27 protein-coding genes, 1 other RNA gene and 2 pseudogenes are annotated in these 26,070 nt (G+C 63.7%); 16 read left to right on the top strand and 14 right to left on the bottom strand.

Going from position 1 to position 26,070, the window contains the following annotated elements; genetic code table 11:
* Positions 1 to 12 precede the first annotated feature (12 nt).
* A complete protein-coding gene (locus ACHMW7_RS07295) occupies positions 13 to 459 on the bottom strand; it encodes a GNAT family N-acetyltransferase (RefSeq protein WP_395449630.1) in 447 nt (148 codons plus the stop codon).
* A gap of 206 nt (positions 460 to 665) precedes the next feature.
* Positions 666 to 1,505, bottom strand: coding sequence for an AAA family ATPase (locus tag ACHMW7_RS07290; protein WP_395449629.1), 840 nt, complete (start codon positions 1,503 to 1,505; stop codon positions 666 to 668).
* A 284-nt stretch (positions 1,506 to 1,789) separates the two neighbouring features.
* Between ACHMW7_RS07290 and ssrS the strand changes: the two genes are divergently transcribed.
* A non-coding RNA gene (gene ssrS, locus ACHMW7_RS07285) (6S RNA) lies at positions 1,790 to 1,945 on the top strand.
* Between the two features lie 180 nt (positions 1,946 to 2,125).
* On the opposite strand, the gene ACHMW7_RS07280 is transcribed toward ssrS, so the two are convergent.
* Positions 2,126 to 2,500 carry a GNAT family N-acetyltransferase gene (locus ACHMW7_RS07280; RefSeq protein WP_395449628.1) on the bottom strand — a complete coding sequence of 125 codons (375 nt, stop codon included), beginning with the start codon at positions 2,498 to 2,500 and terminating at the stop codon, positions 2,126 to 2,128.
* 188 nt (positions 2,501 to 2,688) lie between these two features.
* Here ACHMW7_RS07280 and ACHMW7_RS07275 point away from each other — a divergent pair, with 188 nt between their 5' ends.
* The 4 genes from ACHMW7_RS07275 to ACHMW7_RS07260 all read left to right on the top strand — a co-directional run bounded on the left by ACHMW7_RS07275 (position 2,689) and on the right by ACHMW7_RS07260 (position 5,970).
* Positions 2,689 to 3,273, top strand: coding sequence for a 5-formyltetrahydrofolate cyclo-ligase (locus ACHMW7_RS07275; protein ID WP_395449627.1), 585 nt, complete (start codon positions 2,689 to 2,691; stop codon positions 3,271 to 3,273).
* An 8-nt stretch (positions 3,274 to 3,281) separates the two neighbouring features.
* On the top strand, positions 3,282 to 4,106 hold the full coding sequence (locus tag ACHMW7_RS07270; protein WP_395449626.1) for a TIGR00282 family metallophosphoesterase: 825 nt from the start codon (positions 3,282 to 3,284) through the stop codon (positions 4,104 to 4,106).
* Positions 4,107 to 4,268: 162 nt separating this feature from the next.
* Positions 4,269 to 5,024 (top strand): TerC family protein, encoded by a 756-nt coding sequence (locus tag ACHMW7_RS07265; protein WP_395449625.1) that lies wholly within the window; start codon positions 4,269 to 4,271, stop codon positions 5,022 to 5,024.
* A 235-nt stretch (positions 5,025 to 5,259) separates the two neighbouring features.
* Positions 5,260 to 5,970 (top strand): DNA helicase, encoded by a 711-nt coding sequence (locus tag ACHMW7_RS07260; protein ID WP_395449624.1) that lies wholly within the window; start codon positions 5,260 to 5,262, stop codon positions 5,968 to 5,970.
* A 42-nt stretch (positions 5,971 to 6,012) separates the two neighbouring features.
* Here the strand turns inward: ACHMW7_RS07260 and ACHMW7_RS07255 are convergent, their stop codons facing one another.
* Complete coding sequence (locus ACHMW7_RS07255) at positions 6,013 to 6,375, bottom strand: hypothetical protein (RefSeq protein ID WP_395449623.1); 363 nt, start codon at positions 6,373 to 6,375, stop codon at positions 6,013 to 6,015.
* Positions 6,376 to 6,389: 14 nt separating this feature from the next.
* Positions 6,390 to 6,875: an SRPBCC domain-containing protein gene (locus ACHMW7_RS07250; RefSeq protein WP_395449622.1), complete on the bottom strand. Its 486-nt coding sequence runs from the start codon at positions 6,873 to 6,875 to the stop codon at positions 6,390 to 6,392.
* A gap of 51 nt (positions 6,876 to 6,926) precedes the next feature.
* Between ACHMW7_RS07250 and ACHMW7_RS07245 the strand changes: the two genes are divergently transcribed.
* Positions 6,927 to 7,250 carry an ArsR/SmtB family transcription factor gene (locus ACHMW7_RS07245; protein WP_395449621.1) on the top strand — a complete coding sequence of 108 codons (324 nt, stop codon included), beginning with the start codon at positions 6,927 to 6,929 and terminating at the stop codon, positions 7,248 to 7,250.
* A 30-nt stretch (positions 7,251 to 7,280) separates the two neighbouring features.
* Here ACHMW7_RS07245 and ACHMW7_RS07240 read toward each other — a convergent pair whose 3' ends face one another.
* Positions 7,281 to 7,625: a winged helix-turn-helix transcriptional regulator gene (locus tag ACHMW7_RS07240; RefSeq protein ID WP_395449620.1), complete on the bottom strand. Its 345-nt coding sequence runs from the start codon at positions 7,623 to 7,625 to the stop codon at positions 7,281 to 7,283.
* Between the two features lie 128 nt (positions 7,626 to 7,753).
* Between ACHMW7_RS07240 and ACHMW7_RS07235 the strand changes: the two genes are divergently transcribed.
* Together ACHMW7_RS07235 and ACHMW7_RS07230 are read left to right on the top strand one after the other, a co-directional pair.
* The gene (locus tag ACHMW7_RS07235) at positions 7,754 to 8,458 is read left to right on the top strand and encodes a glutathione S-transferase family protein (protein WP_395449619.1); all 705 of its coding nucleotides are present in this window, start codon (positions 7,754 to 7,756) and stop codon (positions 8,456 to 8,458) included.
* Positions 8,459 to 8,672: 214 nt separating this feature from the next.
* Positions 8,673 to 10,109, top strand: coding sequence for a diguanylate cyclase (locus tag ACHMW7_RS07230; RefSeq protein WP_395449618.1), 1,437 nt, complete (start codon positions 8,673 to 8,675; stop codon positions 10,107 to 10,109).
* Positions 10,110 to 10,112: 3 nt separating this feature from the next.
* On the opposite strand, the pseudogene ACHMW7_RS07225 reads toward ACHMW7_RS07230, so the two are convergent.
* Positions 10,113 to 10,917, bottom strand: a pseudogene (locus tag ACHMW7_RS07225) (MBL fold metallo-hydrolase).
* Between the two features lie 165 nt (positions 10,918 to 11,082).
* On the opposite strand from ACHMW7_RS07225, the gene ACHMW7_RS07220 reads away from it, so the two are divergent.
* From ACHMW7_RS07220 to ACHMW7_RS07205, 4 genes and pseudogenes are all read left to right on the top strand, one after another.
* Positions 11,083 to 11,832 (top strand): YebC/PmpR family DNA-binding transcriptional regulator, encoded by a 750-nt coding sequence (locus ACHMW7_RS07220; protein ID WP_395449617.1) that lies wholly within the window; start codon positions 11,083 to 11,085, stop codon positions 11,830 to 11,832.
* A 120-nt stretch (positions 11,833 to 11,952) separates the two neighbouring features.
* The gene (locus tag ACHMW7_RS07215; protein ID WP_395449616.1) at positions 11,953 to 12,714 is read left to right on the top strand and encodes an RDD family protein; all 762 of its coding nucleotides are present in this window, start codon (positions 11,953 to 11,955) and stop codon (positions 12,712 to 12,714) included.
* Positions 12,714 to 13,016, top strand: coding sequence for a SelT/SelW/SelH family protein (locus ACHMW7_RS07210; RefSeq protein ID WP_395449615.1), 303 nt, complete (start codon positions 12,714 to 12,716; stop codon positions 13,014 to 13,016). Before ACHMW7_RS07215 ends, ACHMW7_RS07210 begins: the two co-directional genes overlap by 1 nt.
* Before the next feature lie 139 nt (positions 13,017 to 13,155).
* Positions 13,156 to 14,233: pseudogene (locus ACHMW7_RS07205) on the top strand (D-alanine--D-alanine ligase family protein).
* A 90-nt stretch (positions 14,234 to 14,323) separates the two neighbouring features.
* Here the strand turns inward: ACHMW7_RS07205 and ACHMW7_RS07200 are convergent.
* On the bottom strand, positions 14,324 to 14,812 hold the full coding sequence (locus tag ACHMW7_RS07200; RefSeq protein ID WP_395449614.1) for a DUF1772 domain-containing protein: 489 nt from the start codon (positions 14,810 to 14,812) through the stop codon (positions 14,324 to 14,326).
* Positions 14,809 to 15,654 carry an NAD(P)H-binding protein gene (locus ACHMW7_RS07195; RefSeq protein ID WP_395449613.1) on the bottom strand — a complete coding sequence of 282 codons (846 nt, stop codon included), beginning with the start codon at positions 15,652 to 15,654 and terminating at the stop codon, positions 14,809 to 14,811. Before ACHMW7_RS07195 ends, ACHMW7_RS07200 begins: the two co-directional genes overlap by 4 nt.
* Before the next feature lie 98 nt (positions 15,655 to 15,752).
* Here ACHMW7_RS07195 and ACHMW7_RS07190 point away from each other — a divergent pair, with 98 nt between their 5' ends.
* Positions 15,753 to 16,382 carry a TetR/AcrR family transcriptional regulator gene (locus tag ACHMW7_RS07190; protein WP_395449612.1) on the top strand — a complete coding sequence of 210 codons (630 nt, stop codon included), beginning with the start codon at positions 15,753 to 15,755 and terminating at the stop codon, positions 16,380 to 16,382.
* Between the two features lie 198 nt (positions 16,383 to 16,580).
* Here ACHMW7_RS07190 and rpmE read toward each other — a convergent pair whose 3' ends face one another.
* Positions 16,581 to 16,802 (bottom strand): 50S ribosomal protein L31, encoded by a 222-nt coding sequence (gene rpmE, locus ACHMW7_RS07185; RefSeq protein WP_108609677.1) that lies wholly within the window; start codon positions 16,800 to 16,802, stop codon positions 16,581 to 16,583.
* 187 nt (positions 16,803 to 16,989) lie between these two features.
* On the opposite strand from rpmE, the gene ACHMW7_RS07180 reads away from it, so the two are divergent.
* The 3 genes from ACHMW7_RS07180 (at position 16,990) to ACHMW7_RS07170 (ending at position 19,504) form a co-directional block, all read left to right on the top strand.
* Positions 16,990 to 18,795 carry an ABC transporter transmembrane domain-containing protein gene (locus ACHMW7_RS07180; protein ID WP_395449611.1) on the top strand — a complete coding sequence of 602 codons (1,806 nt, stop codon included), beginning with the start codon at positions 16,990 to 16,992 and terminating at the stop codon, positions 18,793 to 18,795.
* 62 nt (positions 18,796 to 18,857) lie between these two features.
* The gene (locus ACHMW7_RS07175; protein WP_395449610.1) at positions 18,858 to 19,088 is read left to right on the top strand and encodes an AbrB/MazE/SpoVT family DNA-binding domain-containing protein; all 231 of its coding nucleotides are present in this window, start codon (positions 18,858 to 18,860) and stop codon (positions 19,086 to 19,088) included.
* Complete coding sequence (locus ACHMW7_RS07170; protein ID WP_395449609.1) at positions 19,088 to 19,504, top strand: PIN domain-containing protein; 417 nt, start codon at positions 19,088 to 19,090, stop codon at positions 19,502 to 19,504. The genes ACHMW7_RS07175 and ACHMW7_RS07170 overlap by 1 nt, the downstream gene beginning before the upstream one ends.
* A gap of 22 nt (positions 19,505 to 19,526) precedes the next feature.
* On the opposite strand, the gene ACHMW7_RS07165 is transcribed toward ACHMW7_RS07170, so the two are convergent.
* From ACHMW7_RS07165 to ACHMW7_RS07150, 4 genes are all read right to left on the bottom strand, one after another.
* A complete protein-coding gene (locus tag ACHMW7_RS07165; protein WP_395449608.1) occupies positions 19,527 to 20,213 on the bottom strand; it encodes a nitroreductase family protein in 687 nt (228 codons plus the stop codon).
* 175 nt (positions 20,214 to 20,388) lie between these two features.
* Entirely contained in the window at positions 20,389 to 21,624 is a 1,236-nt protein-coding gene (locus ACHMW7_RS07160; RefSeq protein ID WP_395449607.1) for an autotransporter outer membrane beta-barrel domain-containing protein, read from the bottom strand.
* 34 nt (positions 21,625 to 21,658) lie between these two features.
* On the bottom strand, positions 21,659 to 23,179 hold the full coding sequence (locus tag ACHMW7_RS07155) for an autotransporter-associated beta strand repeat-containing protein (RefSeq protein ID WP_395449606.1): 1,521 nt from the start codon (positions 23,177 to 23,179) through the stop codon (positions 21,659 to 21,661).
* A gap of 403 nt (positions 23,180 to 23,582) precedes the next feature.
* The gene (locus ACHMW7_RS07150; protein ID WP_395449605.1) at positions 23,583 to 25,973 is read right to left on the bottom strand and encodes an autotransporter domain-containing protein; all 2,391 of its coding nucleotides are present in this window, start codon (positions 25,971 to 25,973) and stop codon (positions 23,583 to 23,585) included.
* Between the last annotated feature and the right edge of the window lie 97 nt (positions 25,974 to 26,070).

The raw sequence follows: 26,070 nt of genomic DNA, 5'->3' as shown, positions 1-26,070 counted from the left end.
CATTTTCAACGCCTACAGCAGATCGTATTCGATGAAGCCGGTGCGGCGGGCGACGCGGTCGTAGAGCTTGCGCGCGGTGGCGTTGGTCTCATGCGTCATCCAGTAGACATTGGTGACACCCAGCTTCGCCGCCTCCTGCTTCACCGCGTCGATGAGCGCGGCACCAACGCCCTTGCCGCGCGCCGCCGGGTCGGCAAACAGATCCTGCAGGTAGCAGTTGTTGGCCTCCGACCAGCCCGAGCGATGGTAGAGGTAGTGGGTCAGCCCGACCGCCTTGCCGTCGACAAGGGCGATCAGGCCCTTGGGCTCGAACTCGCCGTCGGTGAACAGCCGCTTCCAGGCGAGCTGGTAGATGTTTTCGGGCAGTACCGTGTTGTAGAAATCGAGATAGGCAGTCCACAGCCGGCGCCATTCGGCATGGTCGGCAAGCTCAAGCGGGCGAATGGTGATGTCGGTCATGGCTATGCCTTCGGTGATTGCGTCGGTTGGCTGCAACCTGCCTGAGCGCTGGCGCGCAGCCAACGGTCCACAGCACGGGAATGTGCTGGCCGAACGGTGCGCAAGCAGAGGCCGGGCAATGACGTACCCTGCCCTCCGCTATGGCTCCGGGCGTTCGTTGCGCGAAGCCAAATCATTGACTTTTCGTCCGCTAGGCGAACCGCTGCTCACCCCTGCCGTCTGGCCATGAAGGCCAGCCGCTCGAACAGATGCACGTCCTGTTCGTTCTTGAGCAGCGCGCCATGCAGCTTGGGCAATGCGTTTTTGGGGTCGGCGCGCAAGTCTTCGGGCGCCACGTCGTCGGCAACGAGCAGCCGGATCCAGTCGAGCGCCTCGGAGGTCGACGGCTTCTTCTTGAGGCCGGCAACTTCGCGGATCTCGTAGAACTGGGTCAAGGCGGCACGGACCAGGTTCTGCTTGATGCCGGGATAGTGGACCTCGACGATCTTGTGCAGCGTCTCGACGTCGGGGAAGCGGATGTAATGGAAGAAGCAGCGGCGCAGGAACGCGTCGGGCAGCTCCTTTTCGTTGTTCGAAGTGATGATGACGATCGGGCGCACCTCGGCGCGGATCGTCTCGCCGGTCTCGTAGACGAAGAACTCCATGCGATCGAGCTCCTGCAACAGGTCGTTGGGGAACTCGATGTCGGCCTTGTCGATCTCGTCGATCAGAAGCACGACCTTCCTGCCGGCAGCAAACGCATCCCACAGCTTGCCGCGCTTGATGTAGTTCTTGATGTCGTTGAAGCGGCCGTCGCCAAGCTGGCTGTCGCGCAGGCGCGACACCGCGTCATATTCGTAAAGGCCCTGCTGCGCCTTGGTGGTGGATTTGACGTTCCACTCGATCATCTCGAGACCAAGGCCTGATGCCACCTGACGGGCCAGCTCGGTCTTGCCGGTGCCCGGCTCGCCCTTGACCAGAAGCGGCCGCTCCAGCGCGATCGCCGCGTTGACCGCCACCATCAGATCCTTGTCGGCGACATAGGCCGACGTTCCTTCAAAGCGCATGCGAAACTCCAAATTCGTCGGCGCAGACACTAGGGAGGTGCGGGCGAAGGGGCAAGCTTGCTCACTGCCACGCCCCGGTTCCAGTCTGGCCATTGTCCCGGTCTGGCCATTGTCAAGGAGCGCTCCCGGCTGGTGAGAGCAGTCGGGCAAATCTCGCAGGTCGCGATCTGGAAAATGCATGAGGTCACCATGGAAAACCCCTGCACACTGCCGCCCATAAATATCGTTGCACGAGCGGTCGCATTGCCATGGCGCATTGCGGCCATAGCGCCTATATTGGTGGTGACGGTCTGCGCTTCGCGGCAGGAGAGCATTTTCCCCGGGGCCTTAACGATCCTTAGGGAGCTGTCCCTGGGAAGACCCGTGGGTCTTTTCACACGGCGCCCACCTACTTTGTAGGTCTCCGGGATCGACTTCTCCACCGGTCGTGTGGATCGTCACTTTCCCAACATCGGCCCAAACATCCCAACATCCACAAGATCGTCATCGACGCCCGGCATCGCCGAGTCCCGGCTGGCTATGGCACGCGGACGGACTTTCGCATGGTCAGCGCCATGCCGAAGCGGGTCTGCTCTTCGCCGACAAGCTCAAACCCGCACGAGGCGTAGAAGCCCAGCGCCTCAGGATTGGCCACGACCCACAAAAGGCGCGCGTCCATTGCCTGCGCGGACAGCTTCGGCGTGCGCGACAAGCAGCCGACCGATACCTTGCTTCCAACAATCGGGCTCGACGAACAGGCCATCCAGCTCGACATCGCCGTCCAATCGCGGCAGCACGACGCAAAAGCCGACAACCGCGCCTGACCGCTCGGCGACATGGACCTGCCCGGCCTCGATCTGTTCGAGCGGTAGATCGATCGCGTCGGGATGGGCGAGCAACTTTTCCCTGTAGGCATCGGCGACAAGCGAAGCCCTGCGCTGCAGGTATTCCAGCGGTTCGCGCTCCAGGCTTGTGGCCAGTCGAACGGTTGTTTCGGACACGAATGGGTCGGGCATGCAGAACCTCTAGCTCAAAGTCGCGAAGGTCGGAATCGGTTGTTGGAAGGCAACATCGTCAGCTGCAAGGCGAGACAGTTGCCGGCGGTGCAATATCTGGTCGACATGCGCGGGATTGAAGTCGCAAGCGAAACGCACGGGCAATCTGGATTTTTCTAGCCTGAGGCTTTTATAAAGGCGCCATGACGATGCAAACACGAGCACTGAAAAAAGAACTGCGCAAGCAAGCGCTGGCCCGCCGCGATGCGCTTGACCAGTTCTGGCGCATCGAAGCTTCGCTGGAGATGGCCGAGACGGCGCGCGACAACGTTCCGATCGAACCGGGCACGATTGTCTCCGGCTTCTGGCCGATGCGTTCGGAGGTCGACGTCAGGCCGATGATGTTTGCACTGCGCGAGCATGGCGCCAGGCTGTGCCTGCCGGCGATCCTCGACAAGCACACCATCGTCTTCCGCGAACTGGTGCGCGGCGCGCCGATGGTCGATATGGGTTTTGGCACCGTCGGCCCGCATGAAGAAGCCGAGGTGCTGGACCCCGAGATCATGCTGGTGCCGCTGGCCGCCTTCGACGCGCGCGGCCACCGCATCGGCTATGGCGCGGGCTATTACGACCGGGCGATCGCCAGGCTGCAGGACAAGGGCATCGAACCCAGGCTGATCGGCATCGCCTTCGATTGCCAGGAGGTCGAGCGTGTTCCGGATGAGAACCACGACGTCATCATCCCCGAAATACTGACGGAAAGCGGGTTGCGCAGCTTTGCCCCTGAATTGTAGATGACGTCATGAGACTTCTTTTTCTTGGCGACATGGTGGGCAAGGCCGGACGCACCGCGGTGTGGAACCAGCTGCCCGGCCTGATTTCGGATTTCCGGCTCGATTTTGTCATCGTCAACGGCGAGAACGCCGCCGGCGGCTTTGGCATCACCGAAGAGATCTTCCGCGAAACGATCAATGCCGGCGCCGATGTGGTGACGACAGGCAATCACGTCTGGGACCAGCGCGAGGCGCTGGCCTTTGCGCCGCGCGAGGAGCGTTTCCTGCGCCCGGCGAACTTTCCAAAAGGCACGCCGGGCCGTGGTTCGGGCCTGTTCATCGCCAAGAATGGCGCGCGCGTGCTGGTGTCCAACATCATGGGCCGGGTGTTCATGCATCCCGAGCTCGACGATCCGTTCCAGGCCGGCGAGCGAGAACTGTCCGCCTGCCCGCTCGGCGAGCAGGCCGATGCGGTGGTGATCGACTTCCATGCCGAGGCGACGAGCGAGAAGATGTGCTTTGCGCATTTCGTCGACGGCCGCGCCAGCCTGGTCGTCGGCACCCACACCCACCAGCCGACAGCCGACCACCAGATCCTCAATGGCGGCACCGCCTATCTGACCGATGCCGGCATGTGCGGCGACTACGATTCCTCGCTCGGCATGGACAAGGAAGAGCCGCTCAACCGCTTCCTGTCGAAGGTGCCGAAGGGCCGTTTCGAGGCCGCCAACGGGCCAGCGACCATCTGCGGTGTCGGCGTCGACATCTCCGACCGCACCGGCCTCGCCGAGCGGATTGCGCCATTGCGCCGCGGCCCAAGGCTCGAAGAAACCGTACCTTCCTTCTGGTCCTGACATTGACGAGGGGCCAGTGGACACCTACTTGCCCGCCGCACGTCAGCAAATGTTAGAGTACAACGCGGTCGCTCGGATACGCGACGCCTTGGCTTTGCATATGCGGTTGGAGCGGCCACCGGCCGCTCGAAACTTATTCAGAAGAACAACGGGGACACATAGATGATCGAATTCCTGGCGCCGTATTTCGGCTTCGTCAACGACCCGACCGCCTGGGTGGCGCTGCTGACGCTGATCGCGCTGGAGGTCGTGCTCGGCATCGACAATTTGATCTTCATCTCGATCCTGACCAACAAGTTGCCTGAGGCCCAGCGCGCCAAGGCGCGGCGGCTCGGCATCTCGGCGGCGCTGATCATGCGGCTCGTGCTGCTCGCCACCATCTCCTTCATCGTTGCGCTGACGGCACCTGTGTTCACCGCCTTGGGCCACGGCTTCTCCTGGCGCGACCTGATCCTGATCGCCGGCGGCCTGTTCCTGGTGTGGAAGGCGACCAAGGAGATCCACCACTCGGTCGACCCCGAGGATCACAAGGACGAGATCGTTTCGCGGACACTGCAGCTTTCGATGGGCGCGGCGATCTTCCAGATCCTGCTGCTCGACCTGGTGTTTTCGATCGACTCGATCATCACCGCCGTCGGCATGACCGACGAGATCGGCATCATGTACATCGCCGTCATCGTTGCCGTGACGGTGATGATGCTGGCAGCGACCCCGCTCGCCAAATTCATCGAGAAGAACCCGACGATCGTCATGCTGGCGCTCGGCTTCCTGTTGATGATCGGCATGACGCTGATCGCCGACGGCTTCGGCTACCATGTGCCCAAGGGCTACATCTATGCCGCCATGGGCTTCTCGGCCCTGGTCGAAGGCCTCAACATGCTGCAGCGGAACCGGCGCAAGCGCAGCGCCGGCCACTGACGGACAGGACAAACGGCGGGCACTACAGCGTGTAAATCTGTGCCCGCCGTTTTCGTTTCCGCGCCAATTTCAGGCCACTGGGTTCTGGGCTATCATCTGATTCTGGCGCGGCCCACGCCTCCCCCCTCCATCGGGAAAGTACAGTTCGTGCAAGGCGCCTAATCATCGAACCATCTGTTCGAGCACGTGCATAAGGAGGGGTTGCGACGACAGCTCGTATCTGGAGGTTCGCGCAATGAAACTTTCCGCGCCCATTCCCATGCTGAAGCGCAAGGCCAGGCTTCTGGCCAGGACGAAGAAAGTCCCTCTCCATCAAGCACTCGACGACGTAGCGGCCGACGAAGGTTTTGCCGGCTGGAGCCTGCTGGCCGCGAGGGCTGGGGCGGTGAGCCCCGCCGGCAGGCTGTTCGCTCGCCTGGTGCCGGGCGACATGGTCCTGCTCGGCGCCCGGCCGGGCCAGGGCAAGACGCTGATGGGGCTCGAACTCGCCGTCGAGGCGATGAAGGCGGGCCACCGCGGCAGCTTCTTCACGCTGGAATACACCGAAAAGGATGTGCTCGACCGCTTTCGCGCCATCGGCGCCGAGCGGCAGCAATTCGGCGCCCTGTTCGAACTCGACAGCTCCGATGCGATCAACGCCGGCCATATCGCCAGGCGCATGGCGACGGCGCCGCGCGGCACCCTGGTGGTGGTCGACTATCTGCAGCTGCTTGACCAGAAGCGCGACAGTCCGGAACTGATGGAGCAGGTGCGCGCGCTGAGGTCGCTGGCTCGCGACAAGGGACTGATCATCGTCATGATCTCGCAGATCGACCGCTCATACGACCCGTCGGCGAAGGCGATGCCGGACCTTGGAGATGTCAGACTGCCCAACCCGCTCGATCTCAAGCTGTTCGACAAGGCCTGCTTCCTGAATCAGGGCGAAGTGCGGTTCCAGGCAGTGTGACGAGATCGGGCGGCGGCCGATCCCGCCGCCCGAGATGCATGCTCACCAGGCGTCGGGTTCGCGAACCATGTGCACGATGTTGGCCGGGTTCATGATCCAGCCGCCGCGGAAATCCTCGCCCAGCGGCTCGATCGCGTCGCAGCGCACCGCACCGGCATCGCCGAGCTGCTTGAGCGTGCCGGCGAAATCGGGCGTGAACAGCTCCAGCCAGACTTCGGCCTGGCTCATCGTCGGAGCCTCGTCGATCCAGAGCCGGTTCGGGCCGAGCTTGAAGCCCACGGCCGGCGCCTTTTCTGGAATGCCCTCGAGACCAACCACGTCGCGGTAGAAGGCGATGGTCGCCTCGTACTGGTGGCTCGGCACTTTCATGGCGATGTTGATGCCGCCTTCGATCTTGGTAGCCATCGTCTCTTCCCTCTTCACTTGCGGTCACTGGTCGTCGGCAACTCGCCGCGCATCTCTGAGGGGTAGAAACCCTCGCGCAGGTTGATGCCGTATTCGAGCCACGCCTTCATCGCCGACAGCATCTCGGCCCAGCCCTCGCAGTTGCCATAGGACGCCTTGCGTCCGACCGCGTCCTCGACCCAGCCGGATTCGCCGATGGTGACGAAAGTCGAGCCGTCCTCGAGCACCTCGAAGCCCATCTCGATCCTGGTCTTGTAGGCCGGCTGGCCCTCGGCCACCTCGGCGTCCCAGCGCAGCACGATGCGCTTGTCCAGCTCGATCTCCTCGACCTCGACCGGTACCGAACCCCACCAGGTGACGGTGGTGCCGGCGACCAGCGGCGCGCTCGCACCGCGGATGGTGGTGAAGTAGGCGCTGAGCTTCTTCGGGTTGACGACCGCGTCGAACACCTCGTGAACGGGCTTGGCGATACGCCCCGAAACCTTGAACCCCAAGGACATTGTGAGCCTCCTATGCTTGCACTCGGCGATAATGTGTTATAAAAATATAACATGTCAAGCGATTCGAAAGACGACAATGTTTTCAAGGCCCTGGCGCATCCGCGCCGGCGGTTGATGCTGGATGTGCTGAAGGATGGCGCGCTGACTACGGGCGCCCTTTGCGAACGCTTCGACGACATGGACCGCTGCACCGTGATGCAGCACCTGAAGGTCCTGGAGGAGGCTGAGCTGGTGGTCGCCCGGCGCGACGGCCGGGAACGCTGGAACCACCTCAATTCGCTGCCGATCAAGCTGATTCACGACCGCTGGATCAGCGAATACGCCACCCACGCGATGTCGATTCTCGACCGGCTGAAGTTCGACCTCGAGGGCTGAGAACTCCGTCTCAACCCCGATGACTGGTAGCTAGGCGGCGGTCGTCCTGCGCGCCTCGATGGCAGCGCCATGCGCCTTGCCCCAGTTGGCGAGCGGCACCAGAGCATCATCGAGCGACTGGCCGAGCGGCGTCGCCGAATACTCGACGCGCGGCGGCACCTCGTGGAACACCTCGCGGTGGACGAGGCCATCGGCCTCCATTTCACGCAGCTGCTGGATCAGCATCTTCTCGCTGATGTCGGGCACCAGGCGCTTGAGCTCACCGAAGCGGCGCGGCTCGGTATGCACCAGCCACAGGATGAGCGCCTTCCACTTGCCGCCGATGACCTGGAAGGCAGGACCGAGGCCACAACTTTCTGGTTGGATCTTCGCCATGAAACCCTCAATTCTTACTTTTAAGTCAGTACCTTACGGAAATGTAGGTACTTGCCGCAACGAAAGCAACGCATAGGTTCTGCGGCACGCCGCGACTGTTTCGCGGTCCGATTTCAAGAGGATTGAACATGGAACCTGTACTCTTCTACGGCGTGCCGCATGGCTGCTCGTTCGGCTCGATCGTGGCACTCGAATGGCTCGGCCAGCCCTACCGGCTGCACCGCATCGACATGATGGCCAAGCGCTCCGGCACCTTCGCCAAGGTCAACCCGCTCGGCCAGACGCCGGCGATGATCACCAGCGACGGCCGGACCCTGACCGAAAGCCTGGCGATCTTGCACAACATCGCCGCGCGCGGTCTCGACAAGGGACTGGGCTTCGCCCAGGGCAGCAAGGAATTCGACCAGCTGAACTGGATGCTTTCTTATCTCCACACCTCGCTGCATTCCGACCTCGGCTATGGCTGGAATGCCTTCAAGCTGGACGAGGGCGACGCGGTCGGCCGCGACATGCTGCGCAAGCTGGCGCGTGACAAGGCCGCCAACGACTATGCCTTCCTGCAAGGCGTGCTCGAAAGCAGGGAATGGCTGGTCGGCGACCACAAAACGGTTGCCGACGCCTATTTCATCGGCATCGCGCGCTGGGGCGAGGACCTCGGCCTGTTCGACATCGCCAGGGAATTTCCCGGCATCCATAAGCACATGGCCAAGCTCGAAGCCGACCCGGCCGTGATCTTTGCCCATGCCATCGAGGACGAGCAGCCGGCAACCTCAACCGGCGGCTTCCTTGGCCACACCACGCTGCAGGATCTGGACGTCAGGCTGGCCGCCTGAGGTCACGGTCTCTCACGGCCCGCCGTGGGAGACCCCGTTCAATCGACGCCCCGGCCAAGGTTGTTCGCCCGGATGGCCTTCGCAATCTCGAAGAAAGCAACAATGCGGAAATGCAACCAAGGGCTGTTTCAAAAGCCCTAATATATGTTAATGCCATTTGAACCCCACTCGGTGAGTATGTGCTTAGGGACACTTTGTCGGGCGTATTGGGCTAATGAGCGTAACTGACGCCAACAGCCCGCTGGCCGCATCGCTTGCGACCCAGCGGGTGCGAGGCATGGTCATCGTCGGCGGCGTGATTTTCGCTGCGGCACTTTTCGGAATCCTCACCCGCCCTGTCGGCTTCCTCGCCAGTTTCTGGCCGGCGAACGCCATCCTTCTCGGCATGATGGTGCGCAATCCGCGTTATGCCAGCCCCCAGGCCTGGGTTGCGGCTTTCCTCGGCTACGTCGCGGCCGATCTCGCCACCGGCGGCAGCTGGCACATCACATTGTGGCTGACCGTTGCAAACATGGCCGGTTCGATGACCGGCTACTTCTGCTTCCAGTTTGTCAGCGACAAGGACCGCAGACTGCAGCATGCGATCTCGGTGCTCTATCTGTTCGGCATCTGCTGCGTGCTGGCCCTGGTCTCGGCACTCGTCGGCGGTGGTGCCGTCGCCATACTGTTCGACCGCGACCTTCTCCAGGGCGTCGTCTTCTGGTGGGTCACAGAACTCGCCAACAACCTGATCATCCTGCCGCCGATCCTGACGTTTCCGGGTTTCCGCAAGGTTGTCGGCAACATCAGGTCCGCCAGCACCATGTCTCACGCCAACATCATGCATGGCCTGCCCTGCCTTGCGCTGATCCTGTCTGTCATGGCAGGCGTATTCATCGGCGGCGCAGGTGCGCTTGCCTTTCCGATGCCGGCGCTCTTGTGGTGCGCGCTGAGCTACAGCCTGTTCACGACATCGGTGCAGACGATGCTGCTGTGCATATGGCTGCTGATCGCCATCCCTGCCGGCATTGTTGCCATTCCGACCTTGCCCGACCTGATCAATTCGCTCGATTCGATACGGCTCGGCATCGCGCTCACCGCACTCGGTCCCTTGACGGTGGCAAGTATCAACGCGGCACGTCGGGACCTGATCGACAAGCTGACCCATCTGGCAACCTACGACACGCTGACCGGCGCGCTATCGCGCAGCGCCTTCTTCGAACGCGGTCAGTGCAGGCTCGACGAACTGGTGCAAACGCGTGGCAACATAGCCGTGCTGATGCTCGACCTTGATCACTTCAAGCACATCAACGACCGCTACGGCCATGCTGTCGGCGACACCGTGCTCAAGGAATTCTGTGCGCTGGTGCCGACGCATCTGCGCGGGCGCGACCTGTTCGGACGCCTTGGCGGCGAGGAATTCGCCGTGTTGCTGCCGGCAACCGACCTGATCGAGGCAACGGCCCTGGCTGAGCGCGTCCGCGTTTCGGTCGATGAAGCCGTGGTCACGATGGCGTCGAGCCCCACCCTCGATTTTTCGGTGAGCATCGGCGTCTCGGCATGCCGGGCCGCACTCGACACGACAATCGACGTCATGCTGGTGAAGGCTGACCACGCGCTGTACGAGGCCAAGGCCGGCGGCCGCAACCAGGTGCGTGTCAGCGGCAGCTGAGCCTCAGACCCCGTCGAGTACGACGATGGTCGGCCGATCCGGCAGCGACCTGAGCGACACCTTGAGCGAACGGGTGTCGCGGAACTCGACCGCGAAGCCGTCACCCATCATCGCGGTGAACGCGCCAATCGGTGTCGAATGACGGTGCATCGGCAGGATCATGAGGAGTCGAGCCGGGTGGTGATCTCGGTCATCGCATCGATCGACAGCGTCATGCCACCGTCGATCGGCACCATCACCACGTCGAGCCGGCCGATGGCGCCGTAATGCGCGTCTTCGAGCCGGTGATGCAGATGGCCGAGATGGCCGATGCACAGGCCGGCGACCTCGAAGATGAAGATCGAGTTGCCGTCGCGTTCCATCTCACCGAAGCGCCTGATGTCGGTCGGTACGTTGCGGACATGGACGTCGTCGACGACCAGCGCGTGCCTGGCCGGCCCACCGTCAGGGTTCCAGCCGCGCAACACATGCTCGATGCTTTTGTCGGGCATGTCGGTGTAGTGGGTGCGGTGGGCCTTGTTCATGGTGACGATGCGCGGCAGCGGATTTGAGCCGTAGATGCCACTGTAGTCGGTGGCGATGCGCACGCCATCCGGCGTCTCGATGACATAGGTCGAATGACCGGCATAGGTGATGGTGACGTCGCCATCGACGAAAGTCTGGGCCAAAGTGAAGCTGGCAAGGTGACCTCGGGCAGCGCCTGGGCGATGGCCATGCACTTGCTCGGCACCGGGTCGTCGGCAGCACCTGCAGATTGAACGGGTGCAAGGAGGGCGAGAAGACAGGCGGCGAACAGGCGAAGGGGCATGGCGCTCTCGGGCGTTCGGGCTGAAACGCACTATCTCAGCCACTGCCTGGCGCGCAGAGTCACGTTTTCGCGAGTACCGGAAAGCCCTGATGTCTGGACGTATTGAGCCGATTTATCTATAAGGCGGCCCATTCAAACACTGCCGAAGCGACAAACAGGGGTCCCATGGCCGGCCATTCACAGTTCAAGAACATCATGCACCGCAAGGGCCGCCAGGACGCGGTGCGGTCGAAGATGTTCTCCAAGCTCGCGCGCGAAATCACCGTTGCAGCAAAGACCGGCGTGCCCGACCCGACGATGAACCCGCGTTTGCGCCTTGCCGTGCAGAACGCCAAGGCCGTGTCGATGCCCAAGGACAACATCGCGCGCGCCATCTCCAAGGCTTCGATGGGCGACGCCGAGAACTACGAAGAAGTGCGCTACGAAGGTTATGGCCCCGGCGGCGTGGCGCTGATCGTCGAAGCGCTGACCGACAACCGCAACCGTTCGGCCTCCAACGTGCGCGCCGCCTTCACCAAGTCGGGCGGGGCACTGGGCGAAACCGGATCGGTGTCGTTCATGTGGGATCGCGTCGGCGAAATCGTCTATCCGGCAACCGCAGGCGATGCCGACAAGGTCATGGACGCGGCGATCGAGGCCGGCGCCGACGACGTGCAGTCCGATGAGGACGGCCACACCATCACCTGCGCCTTCGAGAACCTCGGCGAAGTGTCCAAGGCGCTCGAAAGCTCGCTCGGCGACGCCGAGTCGGTGAAGATCATCTGGAAGCCACAGAACAACGTGCCGGTCGATGAAGAGCGTGCCCAGTCGCTGATGAAGCTCGTCGGCACGCTCGAAGACGACGATGACGTGCAGAACGTCTACGCCAACTTCGAAGTCGACGAAGCGACACTGGCCAAGCTCAGCGCGGCGTAAGCACGTCCAAAGAGGCTAGAGTTGACATCATTGGCGTCGGTCGAAAATCCTCGACCGGCGCCAATTGCGTTTTGGCTGGGGATGGGCGAGCCTCATTCGTGGTGAGGGGAGACCATCCAGATGACAGACGTTGAAAGCGCTCCAATGCGAGCGGGTTTCTGGCGGCGCGTCGGCGCGTTGGTGATCGATTGCCTTGTTGTCCTGGTGCCGCTTCAGATCGTCGTGGCCATTTTGTTTGCGATGAGCAATGGATCGATCCAGGGCAGCTTCGGCCTCGTGTCCAGGACATGCGCGCCTGTCGCGCTGGCTCCGTCAGGACTGGAACCGCCTCCGCCAGCGGACGCCAACACGTTCTCCGAATGCGAGATCGGCTTCTTTGGACTGCCAACAGCAAGAACTCTTGCCATTGGCACCGTCAAGCAGGAGGGCAACACGACGTCCGGTCGTTTCATCACCTATTCGCTGGATGCCCAAGGCAACCCTGTCAATGCGTTCACCACCGACTGGATCGCGATCCTCGCAGTTGTCGTCTATCTGATTGCCATGGAGCGGCGCTCGGGCGCCACGTTTGGCAAGCGCACCCTCGGCATCAGGGCCGTACCGACAGGCACCCCAGGTCAGATCGGCTTGCCTCTCAGGCAGGCCGTGATCCGGCAAGCCGCCAAATGGATCGGCATGGTCCCAGGCGTGCTGTTTGCGGTCGTCGTATTCTTTGTTATCGAAGACCCGTTTGCGGCGATGGAAACGCAAGGCTACTGGACCATGTTTGCCATCGCGGCGGTCATCCAAATCGCCTGGCTGCTGTGGATTGCCATCTCGGTTTCCAGGAAGCACGATCCGATCTATGACCGGATTGCTGGAACGAGTGTGTTGAGGACTTGATGAGCCTTCCCCAGATCCGCATCACCTACTGCACGCAGTGCATGTGGCTTCTGCGCGCCGGCTGGATGGCGCAGGAGCTGCTGTCGACCTTCGGCACCGAGCTTGGCGAGGTGACGCTGGTGCCGGGCACGGGCGGCGTGTTCACCATCACCTGCAACGACACGCTGGTGTGGGACCGCAAGCGCGACGGCGGCTTTCCCGATGCGGCCAAGCTGAAGCAATTGGTGCGCGACATCATCGACCCCGAGCGCGACCTTGGCCATTCCGATCGCAAGGGCCATAAATCCAAGGACCAGGCCTGAACGGCGCAAAAGCTGCGCGGCACCGCCGAACCCTGAAACGGCGCCACAGATAAGTTCGATTTGCTGAGCAAGCAGGACGTTGAATCGCGCCATTGGCCGGCGGGTTCGCTCGCGAAATTCAAAGGGACGGAAAGCATCCATGACATCGAGGCTACGCATCGCAGTTCTTTTCGGCGGACGCTCCTCCGAACACGACGTTTCCCTCATGTCGGCGAGCAACGTCGTCAAGGCGATCGACGCGTCCAGATACGAGGTCGTGCCGGTCGGCATCGCCCGCGACGGCCGCTGGTTCCTGGCCGAGCTCGACCGCGACGGCGCGCTGCCCAAGGCCGTGCCCACAGGTGGCACCGAGGTGGCGCTGGTGCCCGGCGGCAAGGGACGGCTGGTCGCCCTGCCCGCCGGCGAAGCGCCGTTCGAACTGCCGAGGGTCGACGTTCTGTTTCCCGTCCTGCATGGTCCGTTCGGCGAGGATGGCGCGGTCCAGGGCCTCGCCGAGGTGGCGGACATTGCTTATGTCGGCTCGGGCGTGATCGGCTCGGCCAACGCCATGGACAAGGACGTGGCCAAGCGACTGATGAAGCAAGCCGGGCTGCCGGTGGCGCGCGGAATGACCGTGCATGCCGGAGAGAAGCCCGCTTTCGACGCCGTCAAGGCCGAGCTCGGACTGCCTGTCTTCGTCAAGCCGGCGCGGCAGGGTTCTTCGGTCGGCGTCAGCAAGGCCGAAAACGGCGGAGCAGCTGGACATCGCACTGGCCGAAGCCTTCAAGCATGACCGCAAGGTGCTGATCGAGGAATTCGTCGCCGGCCGCGAGGTCGAATTCGCCGTGCTCGAAGCGCCTGACGGACGGCTCTCCGTCTCCGTGCCGGGCGAGATCATGCCGGCCGCCAGCCACGGCTTCTACACCTACGAGGCCAAATACATCGATGCCGATGGCGCGGCCTTGCGCATCCCGGCGGAACTGCCGGAAGCGGCCACGGCCAAGCTGCAGGAGATCGCCCGTGGCGCTTTCCTGGCGCTCGGCTGCGAGAGCATGGCGCGTGTCGACTTCTTCGTGAAGGCGGATGGCACAGCACTGGTCAACGAGGTCAACACCATTCCCGGCTTCACCAACATCAGCATGTATCCGAAGACGATGGCAGCCTCTGGCGTCACCTACCCCGATCTCGTCGGCCGGCTGATCGAGCACGCCATGGCGCGCTGGCAGCGCCATGCTTGAAACAGCTAAGGCCGGGTCATCCCCGGCCTTTATCGTTTCTTGCCTGGCGCATCGTGCTTTCCGAAGATCGGGCCGATGCGGGTTGATGCGTCAGGCGGCGCGGGCAAAGGCCATGACGAACGACGCCAGCGACACCAGGCAGGCGACCGCACGGACATGGTTCCACGGCAGCCATTCGGTGAGGTAGCGCGTCCACATGGCGGCACCCTCGGCACTTGCCGGATCGACCGCGGCGAGCGCGTCGTTGAGCGGCACGTTGAAGACCATCGTCACCAGGAAACACCCCACGAGATAGGCGACGCTGCCGGCAAGCAGCCAGGCCGCCCCCGCCTCGCTCCAGCCGAAGATCGCCTTGGCACCTAGAACCAGCGACAGCACCGCCATCCCCATGAACACCAGCATGAACAGCGGGTTGATGATGGTGACGTTGATCTGCTGCATGGCGGCGATGCCCTGGGGCGCCGGCAATCTGGCAAATGACGCCATGATGGTGTTGGAGAAGATGAAGAACAGGCCGGCGGCGATGCCGCTGCCGAGCGCTGCGAGGAAGCTGAGTGCGGTGAAAGCTGCAGCGATCATTGCTTGTCTCCCCAGATACCGGTTGCGGCGGCATTGTTGGCATAGTCCGTGAAGTCGCGCGCGGGCCGGCCGAGCGCCCGGCTGACACCGTCCACAACATGCTGGTTGCGGCCGTCGAGCACCTCGGTGAACAGCATCGCCAACAGGTCGATGAGGTCCTGGGGCAGGCGCTGTTCGGCAAGGCCGGCCTTGAACTCGTCGGCGCTGATCTCGACAAAACGCACATCGCGGCCGGTGGCGGCTGATATCTCGGCGACGGCGTCAGCGAAGGTCAGCATGCGCGGACCGGTGAGTTCGTAGAGCTGGCCGATATGGCGGTCGTCTGACAAGGCGGCGACAGCGGCGTCGGCGATGTCGTCGGTATCGATGAAGGGTTCGCGGATCGCGCCGACCGGCAGCGCGACCTCGCCCGCCAGCACGGCGTCGAGCAGAAAGCCCTCGCTGAAATTCTGCATGAACCAGCTGCAGCGCAGGATCGTCCAGTCCGCACCGGACTGCCGGACGACGGCCTCGGCCTGCTGCGCCTCGGGCTCGCCGCGCCCGGACAGCAGCACCAGGCGCTTCACACCCATGCCGACAGCCAATTCGGCGAATGCGCCGACGGCCTCGGCGGCACCTGGGGCCGCAAGATCGGGATAATAGGAGATGTAGATGGCACTGACGCCCTCGACTGCGCCGGCCCAGCTGGCGCGGTCCTCCCAGTCGAAGGACGGGGTGGCGCTGCGCGAGCCGATGCGGACGGGCAGGTTGTGCTGCGCAAGCTGCTCGGCAATGCGACGGCCGGTCTTGCCGGTGCCGCCGAGGATGAGAACGGGCTTCATGTCATGCTGGGATGCGGTCATTCTGGCCTCCTTCGTTAATGTGAGTATTCCTCACATTTGCAAATGTGATAAACCCTCATATTATGACCGTCAAGCGGATTCGTTGCGGGCGGAACATCATGGAAGCAATCGACGACAATTCGGGCCAGGCGCTGCGGCGCGCGCCGAGCCAGAAGCGCAGCCAGGAGCGCGTCGAGCGCATGCTGCAGGCGGCGAGCGCGCTGATCTCGGAAGGCGGCAGCGACGCCATGCGGATGGGCGAAGTGGCCGAACGCGCCGGCGTGTCGATCGGCTCGCTCTACCAGTACTTCCCCGACAAGGGCGCGATCATCCGCACGCTGGCCGAGCGCTACAATGCCGAAGGCCGCGCCTGCATATCAGACGGGCTTGCCGGCGTGCTCGACAGGAAAGGGCTGATCGAGGCTTTCGGCGAACTGATCGACGTCTATTACGGCATCTTCCTCGCCGAACCGGTGATGCGCGACATCTGGTCGGGCACCCAGGCCGACAAGGCGCTGCGCGATATCGATATCAGGGACAGCCGGGCCAATGGCGCGCTGCTGGCCGAGGCATGGCGGCGGGTCGCACCCGCCGTCGACGCGACCGAAATCGAGCGCAAGGCCTTCCTGATCATGTCGCTGGGCGAGGCCACGATGCGGCTGGCGATTTCGGTCGACCGCGCCGAGGGCGACGCGCTGGTGGCCGACTACAAGGCGATGGCGCTGCGCGAGATCGCGGCGACCGGCTAAGCGCGTACCTGGCCGGCATCGCACCGCCCCTCATCCCCTGCCGGCTGGCCGCAACGTCGACGCCCCCTCTCCCTCGGGGAGAGGGTAAGGGTGAGGGGCAGCGCAAGCCGTCGTCGGCACGCACCCCGGAGCCGCCAACCGCAGCAAACAAAAAACCCGCCACGAGGGCGGGTTCTTGGTATTCTTGAAGCGGTCGGCTTAGATGCCGAGGCCTTCGTAGCGCTTCTTGAACTTCGACAGACGGCCGCCGCGATCGAGCAGGTTGTGCTGGCCGCCGGTCCAGGCCGGGTGCGTGGTCGGGTCGATATCGAGGTTCATCGTATCGCCTTCCTTGCCCCAGGTGGAGCGGGTCATGTATTCGGTGCCATTGGTCATGACGATCTTGATGGCGTGGTAGTCGGGATGGATATCGGCTTTCATCGCTCTGTTCCTGCTGTCGCGGCGCGGCTTGCGCAGGTATCCTGCGGCGATGCGCCTCTTTCGAAAATTCGAAGCCACGGCTAGATAGGCCACAGCTTCAGAAACGGTCGGCGTGCCTATACATCAGCCGATTTCGAATCACAAGGCCGGCAGCCTGCAAATGGGCCGTGGCCGAGAGGGAAATAGCATGGCGAGCACCACAACGGCCGCGAATGAAGAGCGCCGGCGTTCGCTGCGTCCGTTGAGCCGGCTTTCGCCTTATCTCTACCGCTACCCCAGGCTGGTGATCGGCGCGATCATTTCGCTGGTCGCCGCCGCCGTCACCACGCTGACGCTGCCGATCGCCGTGCGCCGGATGATCGACCACGGCTTCTCCTCCGCCGATTCGAGCTTCATCGCCAAATATTTCGCCATGCTGGTGGGCATCGCCGCGCTGCTCGCGCTGGCCTCGGCCTGCCGCTACTATTTCGTCATCACGCTCGGCGAGCGCGTCGTCTCCGACATCCGCCGCGACGTCTTTTCGCATGTCACCTCGCTGTCGCCGGCCTTCTTCGACACGGCGATGTCGGGCGAGATCGTCTCGCGGCTCACCGCCGACACCACCCAGATCAAGTCGGCCGTTGGCGCCACCGCTTCCGTCGCCCTGCGCAACGTCATCCTCGGCCTCGGCGCGCTGGCCATGATGGTGGTGACCAGCCCCAAGCTGTCGGGCCTGGTGATCGCCGCGATCCCGCTGATCGTGCTGCCGCTGGTCGCTTTCGGCCGCTCGGTGCGGCGCAAGTCGCGCCTGGCGCAGGACACGCTTGCCGACGCCACCGCCTTTGCCAGCGAGCAGATCGGCGCCATCCGCACGCTCCAGGCGTTCACCAACGAACCGCTGGTGACATCAAGCTTCGCCGCCGCCGTCGAGACCGCATTCAACGCCGCCCGCGCTTCGGTGCTGGCCCGCGCCGTGCTGACCTTCTTTGCCATCTTCACCATCTTCGCCTCGGTCGTGGCAGTGCTGTGGTTCGGTTCGCGCGACGTGCTCGAAGGCGTGGTCTCGCCCGGCACGCTCGGCCAGTTCCTGCTCTATTCGGTGTTTGCCGCCGGCGCGCTCGGCGCCCTGTCGGAAGTGTGGGGCGAGCTCAGTTCCGCAGCCGGTGCTGCCGAACGCATCACCGAAATCCTCGCCGAAGAGCCGACCGTCGCTGCCCCCACCGTGCCCACGGCCCTGCCCGCCAAGAGCGCCGGCGCGATCGAATTCCGCGACGTGACCTTCTCCTACCCGGTCCGGCCCGACCGCGCCGCCGTGCATGGCCTGAGCTTCACTGTGAAGCCGGGCGAGACGGTGGCCATTGTCGGCCCCTCGGGTGCTGGCAAGAGCACCGTATTTTCGCTGCTGCTGCGCTTCTACGACCCCGAGGCTGGCGCCGTTGTCATCGACGGCGTCGACCTCAGGAAAGCAGACCCACGCGCTGTGCGCGAACGCATCGCCATCGTGCCGCAGGACGTGACGGTGTTTGCCAGCACGGCCGCCGAGAACATTGGCTTCGGTCGCCCTGGCGCATCGCAGGCTGACATTGTCAAGGCAGCCGAGGCGGCCTTGGCTGACGAGTTCATCGAAAAGCTGCAGAACGGCTATGACACCGAAGTCGGCGAACGCGGCGTCACGCTTTCGGGCGGCCAGCGCCAGCGCATCGCCATTGCCCGGGCGATCCTGCGCGACGCGCCGATCCTGCTGCTCGACGAGGCGACCTCGGCACTCGACGCCGAAAGCGAAAAGCAGGTGCAGACAGCGCTCGAGCATCTGATGCAGGGCCGCACCACCATCGTCATCGCCCATCGGCTGGCAACCGTGCTCAAGGCCGACCGCATCCTGGTCATGGATGGCGGCCGCATCGTCGAGGAAGGCACGCATGCGAGCCTTGTCGCCAAGGGCGGCATCTATGCCCGGCTTGCCAAGCTGCAGTTCGACACCGGCGCCAGCGCTTTCCAGGGTGCTGCCGAATAGACTTCCCCTTGGAGCGGAAGGCCGGATGATATACATTCTCTCTGTATATCATGGAGGCTGGCATGCAGGTTTCGAAATGGGGCAACAGTCTCGCCATCAGGTTGCCCGCCCAGGTCGTCGAGGCGCTTGACCTCAAGGAAGGCGACGAGATCGATATCAGGGTTGCCGGCGAACGCGCCTTCGACATTGCTCTCGACAGAAGCCGCGAGCGCGCACTGGAACGCATCCGTGGCTTGCGCAAGCCCCTGCCCGCCGGCTGGACGTTCGACCGCGAAGACGCGAACGTCCGGTAATGGCAGCTGTCGACGAACTGCTCGACACCAACATCCTCGTCTACGCCTTCACCAGCGATCCGCGCAGCCAAGTGGCTGAACAATTGCTGGCCAAGGGCTGCAGCATCAGCGTCCAGGGGCTCAACGAGTTCGCCAATGTGGCGCATCGAAAGCTGGGCATGAGTTGGTCAGAGGTCGGCGACGCCGTTGCGATCATCCGCACACTTTGCCCGCGCGTGCTGCCGCTGGATGCGGACACCCACGCTGAAGCCTTGAGACTGGCAGAACAGAACCGCCTGTCGTTCTATGACGCGCTTGTGGTCGCCACCGCACTACGGGCCAACTGCACCATTGTGTGGTCAGAGGACATGCAGCACGGCAGGGTGGTCGACGGTCGCCTGCGGATCGTCAATCCCTTCGCCGGCGAGGGTGACTAGCCCCTCGCCTCACAGCCTCACCTCAAAGAAAGGTCGCGATCTCCGACAGCGGGCGCTTTTCGGTGGCGTGCACGGGGATGGTGGCGTCTTCCTTGGGGTAGCCGACGACCATCAGGATGTAGGGCTTGTCGTGCGGGTCGCGGCCGCAGATCTCGTTGAGGAAGCTCATCGGGTTCGGCGTATGGGTCAGCGTCGCCAGGCCGGCGCGGTGCAGTGCGGCGATCAGGAAACCGGTGGCAATGCTGACCGATTCGGGCACGTAGTAGTTCTTGCGCGACACACCGTCGGCCGAGCGGCTCTTGCGCTCGCCGAAAATGCAGATCAGCCACGGCGCGTCTTCGAGAAACGGCTTGGAGGCATCGGTGCCAAGCGGCGCCAGCGCCTTGAGCCACTCCTCGCCGGCGCGACCCTCATAAAAGGCGCGCTCCTCGATCTCGGCCGCCTCGCGGATCTGGCGCTTGATGTCGGCGTCGCCGATGACGGCGAAGTGCCAGGGCTGGTGGTTGGCGCCATTGGGTGCCGTACCGGCCGCCATGATGCAGGTTTCGATGATGTCGCGCGGCACCGGCCGCGTCGAGAAATCGCGCACCGTGTGACGCGTACGGATCTCGTCGTAGAACGACTGCGCCCCGGCACGCATCTCCTCGACCGGCTTTTCCTGGTAGTCGGGCAGCGGCAACGTGCGGTACTGAGCAATGGGAGCATTCATCGAAGCAACTCGCGGCGAGAGTGACTATAAAAACCGAGCGCCGACATTCGGCAAAATAACCGGCATCGTCAATCGCCGCCGCAAGCGCCTGATACCAAAGACAATTCTGAACGAGACGGGTCTGAACGAGACGGGCTGCCAGGCGGGCTGCAATGCCCGCCTGGTTATGCCGGGCCTAGAACTTGACGCCGAGGCTTGCCTTGACGCCGTGGTCACGGGCGCCGTTGGCGAGCTGGCCGGTATAGCTCAGGCCGAGATTGGCCTTGGGCGCGATGGCGAAATCGAGGCCGGCTTCGATCAACAACGCGTCGCGGGCGATCGGCGCGCCATGGACGGTGAAGCTGTCACCGCCGCCGGCGAAGGCCACTGTCGAGCTGGGCGTGACATCGCCGAAGGCATGGCGCCAGCCAAGGCCGCCGCGCACCGTCGCCTTGCTGTCGCCGACATTGAAGTCGGTGGCAGCACGCAGGCCAAGTGTCGTCGTCGTGCTATCGAAGCTCTTGTCAGTGCTGGTCAGTGCCGCCGAGCCACCTGATTCAGTGAAGCCGTCGGTCGAGGTCGAGACATAAGCCAGGCCGGCAAAGGGCTCGAAGGCGACACGGCCCATCTCGGCGCGATAACCTGCCTCGACAAAGACCTGCGCCGTGCCGGCATCGTAGTCGGCCTTCAGCGTCTCGGTGAGACCCGGGAATGAGACCGTGCGGCTCGTGTCGATCGCGTGTCTGGTGTAGGACGCACCGGCGCGCAGCGCGACGGCACCGAAATGGCGGCCGCCATAGACACCGACATGGAAGTTGTCGCTGTCGCCTGAGGCAGCACCATCATCGGCATCGAAGCTGGTGCGGCTGTAGCCGCCAAGCAGGCCAAGACGCCAGCCATCGCCGACGATGGTATCGCCGCCGGCGACAAGGCCACCGCTCGAATGCTTGAAGCCGCCCGAATTGCCGTCGCCGTCGAACGAACCCCAGTTGCCGAGCGCCTGGCCCCAGACGACGAAGCGGTCGCTGTCGGCGGCGACCAGTTCGAGACCACCTTCGCCATAACCCATGACAGGCAGGTCAGGTGCGGCGACATCGCCGAAGGCCGAGCGAACACGGTCATTGGCGAACTCGCCGAGGAACTGGCTCGTTTGCGTCGAGCCGCCGCTGACCGAAGCATGCACATCGCCGGCAAGCTGCTCGAGCGCATCGCGCGCTTCGTCTTCGTCGGTCGACATCAGCAGCGCCGAGCGCACCGGATTGCCGCTTGGCAGGCTATCGACGGCGCCGCCGACGGCCGACTGGTTCGACGACTGAGCGACCTCTTCGACCGAAAGGTCGTTGCGGCTCAGCGCCAGCGTGACATCGTTGCCGTCGCCGCCGGTGTAGCTGATGAGGTGGTTGAGAAAGAGCAGGTTGTTGAGATTGCCCACGGACGAGAACGTGCCGGTGACGGCGTCGCTACCGTCATTGGCGATAATCGTAAACGGCCCGTTGAGCGGGTCCCAGCCGCCGGCCGGGGCTCGGGTCGTTGGGCGTCAGCGACAGATTGAGCGTCGCATTGGCGATGTCGACCGTGCCGTTGACCGTGAGCCTGTCGGCAGTCGTCGGCGTCGCCTCGATCTCGAGGATGCCGTGGTTGACGTAGTTGCCGGTGATCGTCTGGGTCTGGACAAGCCCCGCCACAGGAGTAACCGGCACCGTGTCGCCAACCCGGTGCGTCGCACCAGCGGCAATTGTCACATTGCCAACAACCGTGCCGCTGCCGCCGAACCGCGCGCCGGCGTCAACGGTGACAGGTCCGGCCAGCGTGCCAATGCCCTTGTAGCCGACATTCAGCATGCCGGCATTCACGAAGGTTTCGCCGGCAAATGCGGAACTGTCGCCGCCCAGCGTTATGGTCCCCGATCCCTGCTTGAAGAAATCGCCCGCGCCAGCAAGCTTGCCGCTCCAGCGTTGGTTGTTCGACATCTTGGAGATTAGTTCGCTACCGGCATCGATCGTGATCGTGCCACCGGAGCTGCTGGCAACCCAGCCGCTCGCATTGTCATCGCCGAACTGCAGCGTGCCGCCGTTCGAAATCAGCACGGTGGCCGCGCCGCTGTTGTTGCCGGTCAGGACCAGCTTGCCGCCGCCGACATGCGCGAAAGCGCCAGGACCAGTGACGTTGCCGGCGATCGTCACGTCGTCGGAACGATTGAAGATGACCGTGCCATAGTTGGTCAGCGACCCACCAGCGGAGCCGGTTGTTCCACCGTCGCCAATCTGAAGCGTCGCACCACCGCTAATGCCGGCACTGGTCAAGGTGTTGGCACCTGTCAGGACAAGCTTGGTGCCGGAAACGTTCAACCCGCCCCCGCTCATCGTGCCGGAGAACGTTCCGTTTGCCGCTGTGATCGACAGTCCGGCGTTGCCAAGCAGCACTGATCCTGAACCGGTCAGGTTCTTGACCTGCGCCGAAGCTGCGGCCGACACGTCGAAGGTACCGATCACTTCGACACCGCTAGAGGCGTTGACGCGCCCCTGGCCTGCCAGGGCAAGAGTTGTGGTGGCACCGATGTATGTCAATCCGGTGTAGGTGTTCATTCCAGATAGCGTAAGTGTTCCCCCTCCGATGACACCGAGCCCGCTGTCGGTGGCGCCGCTCTTGAGCATCGATCCGATCTCGGCTGAAATCCCGCTCTGAATTTGGACTAGCGTAACGGCGTCCCCACCGCCTACTGGCGGATTCTGGCTCAGGACAAGCGCACCACCGAGCAGTTTGTAGCCGCTCGTTTGGAATTCAATACCGGTGACAGCCTGATCGCCCGCGACGCCAACTGTATAGGGTCCCCCGTTGAAGAGCGCTCCACCCCCGGCCCATATTCCGGGCAACCCGCCGTTGGTCCAGTTGGTCGCCGTCGAGTCCCAGTTGTTGCCACCGCCGTTCCACACCTGCTGCGCGGCAACCGGTTCGACCGTTCCCAGCGAAGCTACGACAGCAACCACGGCTAGCGCGCTTCCAGACCGCAGGATGGTTCGGCGCCTGCTCCCGCTGGTTACTTGTCTGGATGATGGATTGGTCGAGAGAGAAACGTCAAAACGAGTCCGCGCAGCAGAGCTGCGGTCAAAAAAATGCATGATATCCCCACCACTTGGTATGCGCGCCCAAACCGGGCAAAGGCATTGCGCGGGGACCCCAATCCCCACCCAAAACTTAACAATAGCTTTTGCTTAAAGCAGCGAAGCTTTTACAGCAATACAGAATATTAGAGATGGAACACTCAACTTTTGACAACTGACATAACCGCCAACTGGACTCGCGAGTGCTGCACGATGACTCGCGCAAGAAAGTGAAACTAAGCCAGCGAAGGCAAATGGGAGCAGCGGACGCTTGCACCGTTCTTGCCCCTTAGAACTTGACGCCGAGGCTTGCCTTGACGCCGTGATCACGGGCGCCGCTGGCGACCTGACCGGTGTAGCTCAGGCCGAGATTGGCCTTGGGCGCGATGGCGAAATCGAGGCCGGCTTCGATCAACAACGCGTCGCGGGCGATCGGCGCGCCATGGACGGTGAAGCTGTCACCGCCGCCGGCGAAGGCCACTGTCGAGCTGGGCGTGACATCGCCGAAGGCATGGCGCCAGCCAAGGCCGCCGCGCACCGTCGCCTTGCTGTCGCCGACATTGAAGTCGGTGGCAGCGCGCAGGCCAAGTGTCGTCGTCGTGCTGTCAAAGCTCTTGTCAGTGCTGGTCAGCGCCGCCGAACCGCCTGATTCAGTGAAGCCGTCCGTCGAGGTCGAGACATAGGCCAGGCCGGCAAAGGGTTCGAAGGCGACACGGCCCATCTCGGCGCGATAACCTGCCTCGACAAAGACCTGCGCCGTGCCGGCATCGTAGCTGGCCTTCAGCGTCTCGGTGAGACCCGGGAACGAGACCGTGCGGCTCGTGTCGATCGCGTGTCTGGTGTAGGACGCACCGGCGCGCAGCGCGACGGCACCGAAATGGCGGCCGCCATAGACGCCGACATGGAAGTTGTCGCTGTCGCCTGAGGCAGCGCCGTCATCGGCATCGAAGCTGGTGCGGCTGTAGCCGCCAAGCAGGCCAAGACGCCAGCCGTCGCCGACCATGGTGTCGCCACCGGCAACAAGGCCACCGCTCGCATGCTCGAAGCCGCCCGAATTGCCATCGCCGTCGGACGAACCCCAGTTGCCGAGCGCCTGGCCCCAGACGACGAAGCGGTCGGCGTCCGCCGCGACCAGTTCAAGCCCGCCTTCGCCATAACCCATCACAGGCAGGTCGGGTGCTGCGACATCGCCGAAGGCCGAGCGGACACGGTCATTGGCGAACTCGCCGAGGAACTGGCTCGTTTGCGTCGAGCCACCGCTGACCGAAGCATGCACATCGCCGGCAAGCTGCTCGAGCGCATCGCGCGCTTCGTCTTCGTCGGTCGACATCAGGAAGGCGGCGGCGACGGGATTGGAATTCGGCAAGCTGGCGACAGCGCCGGCCGTCGCCGCCTGATTGGGCGCCTCGGCGATGCTGCCCAGCGTGACGTTGTTGCGATTGAGCGTCAGCGTGACGTCGTTACCGTCGCCACCGGCATAGTCGAGCAGATGGTCGAGGAAGAGCAGGTTGTTGAGGTTGCCGACGGACGCGAATGCGCCTGTAACGGCGTCGCCGCCGTCATTGGCGATCAGCGTGAAGGGGCCGTTGACCGGCAGCCAGGCGCCCATCGTCGACGGCGAAAGCACCAGGTTGAGCGTTGCACCCGAGATGTCGACGGTGCCGTTGACGTTGAGCCTGTCGGCGCCTGACGGAGTCGCCTCGACCTCGAGGGTGCCGTGGTTGGCGTAGTTGCCGTTGATCGTCTGGGTGCCGACCGAGTTGCCCGCACCATGGGTGGCGCCGGCAGCCACGGTGACGTCACCGCCGATGGTGCCGCTGCCGCCGAGCCGGGCGCCCGACTTGACTTCGACCCAGCTGTGGATCGAGCCCGCGCCGCCGACGCCGACAATCAGCGTGCCGGCTTCGACTATAGTGCCGCCGGAATAGAGATTGGTGCCCGTAAGCGCCTGGGTGCCGCTGCCCGTCTTGACCAGCTTGCCGGCGCCCGAGATGACACCCGAGAAGGTGGTGCTCTTGTTGTCGTTGCCGGTCGTCAGTGTAGCGCTGCCGAGATCGACAGCGCCGGCACCCGCAAGCGAGCCGATCGCCTGGTGATAGCCGTCGAGCACGAGCGAAGCGCCGCTGGCCACCGTGTAGCTGCTGTTGGTGCTGAAAACGTTGCCGTAGCCGGCGACAATCCTGCCCTCGGCGAGGTTGGTCGCCGTGGCATAGTTGCTGAAGCCGTACGGGTTGGTAAGGATCAGCGCACCGCTGCCGAGCTTGGTGAAGGTGCCGAGCGGCACATCGCCGTCGATCATCTGGGCCTCGGTCGTCAGATCGAAGCTGCCGGTATCGATCGCCCCGCCGGCCGACGTGAACTGGATGGTGTGGTTGATCAGCTGAAGCGCCGCTGCGCCCGACTGCAGCGTGCCGCCGTCGAGCGTGATGGTTCCCATGCCGAGCACCGAGCCGCCGGTGACACGGATAGCGCCGGCGCTGATGATGGCGCCGGAGCTGAAGCTGTTGCTGCCATTGGTGACGACGAGCGTGCCGCCGCCGGTCTTCCTGATGTAGCCGACTTCGCCGATTTCGTAGATCCTGCCGGAATAGGTACCGGTGGCACCAGCACCGACTGTGAATTCCTGGAATGGATCGAAGCCGATGTCCGTGGTGATGTCCTGGCCATCGAGGAGAATCACTGGATCGGCCCAGGCGGGCTGGAGCAAACCGCACAGAACAACGAATGACACGCCCGACAGAGCGCGCGTTCTGGAAAAGATGGCAGGCACTGTTTGC

The organism is Aminobacter sp. UC22_36 (assembly GCF_044056035.1).
Lineage (GTDB): Bacteria > Pseudomonadota > Alphaproteobacteria > Rhizobiales > Rhizobiaceae > Aminobacter.
The sequence above is the reverse complement of the archived record's forward strand: the minus strand, read 5'-3'. Positions and strand labels throughout refer to the sequence as shown.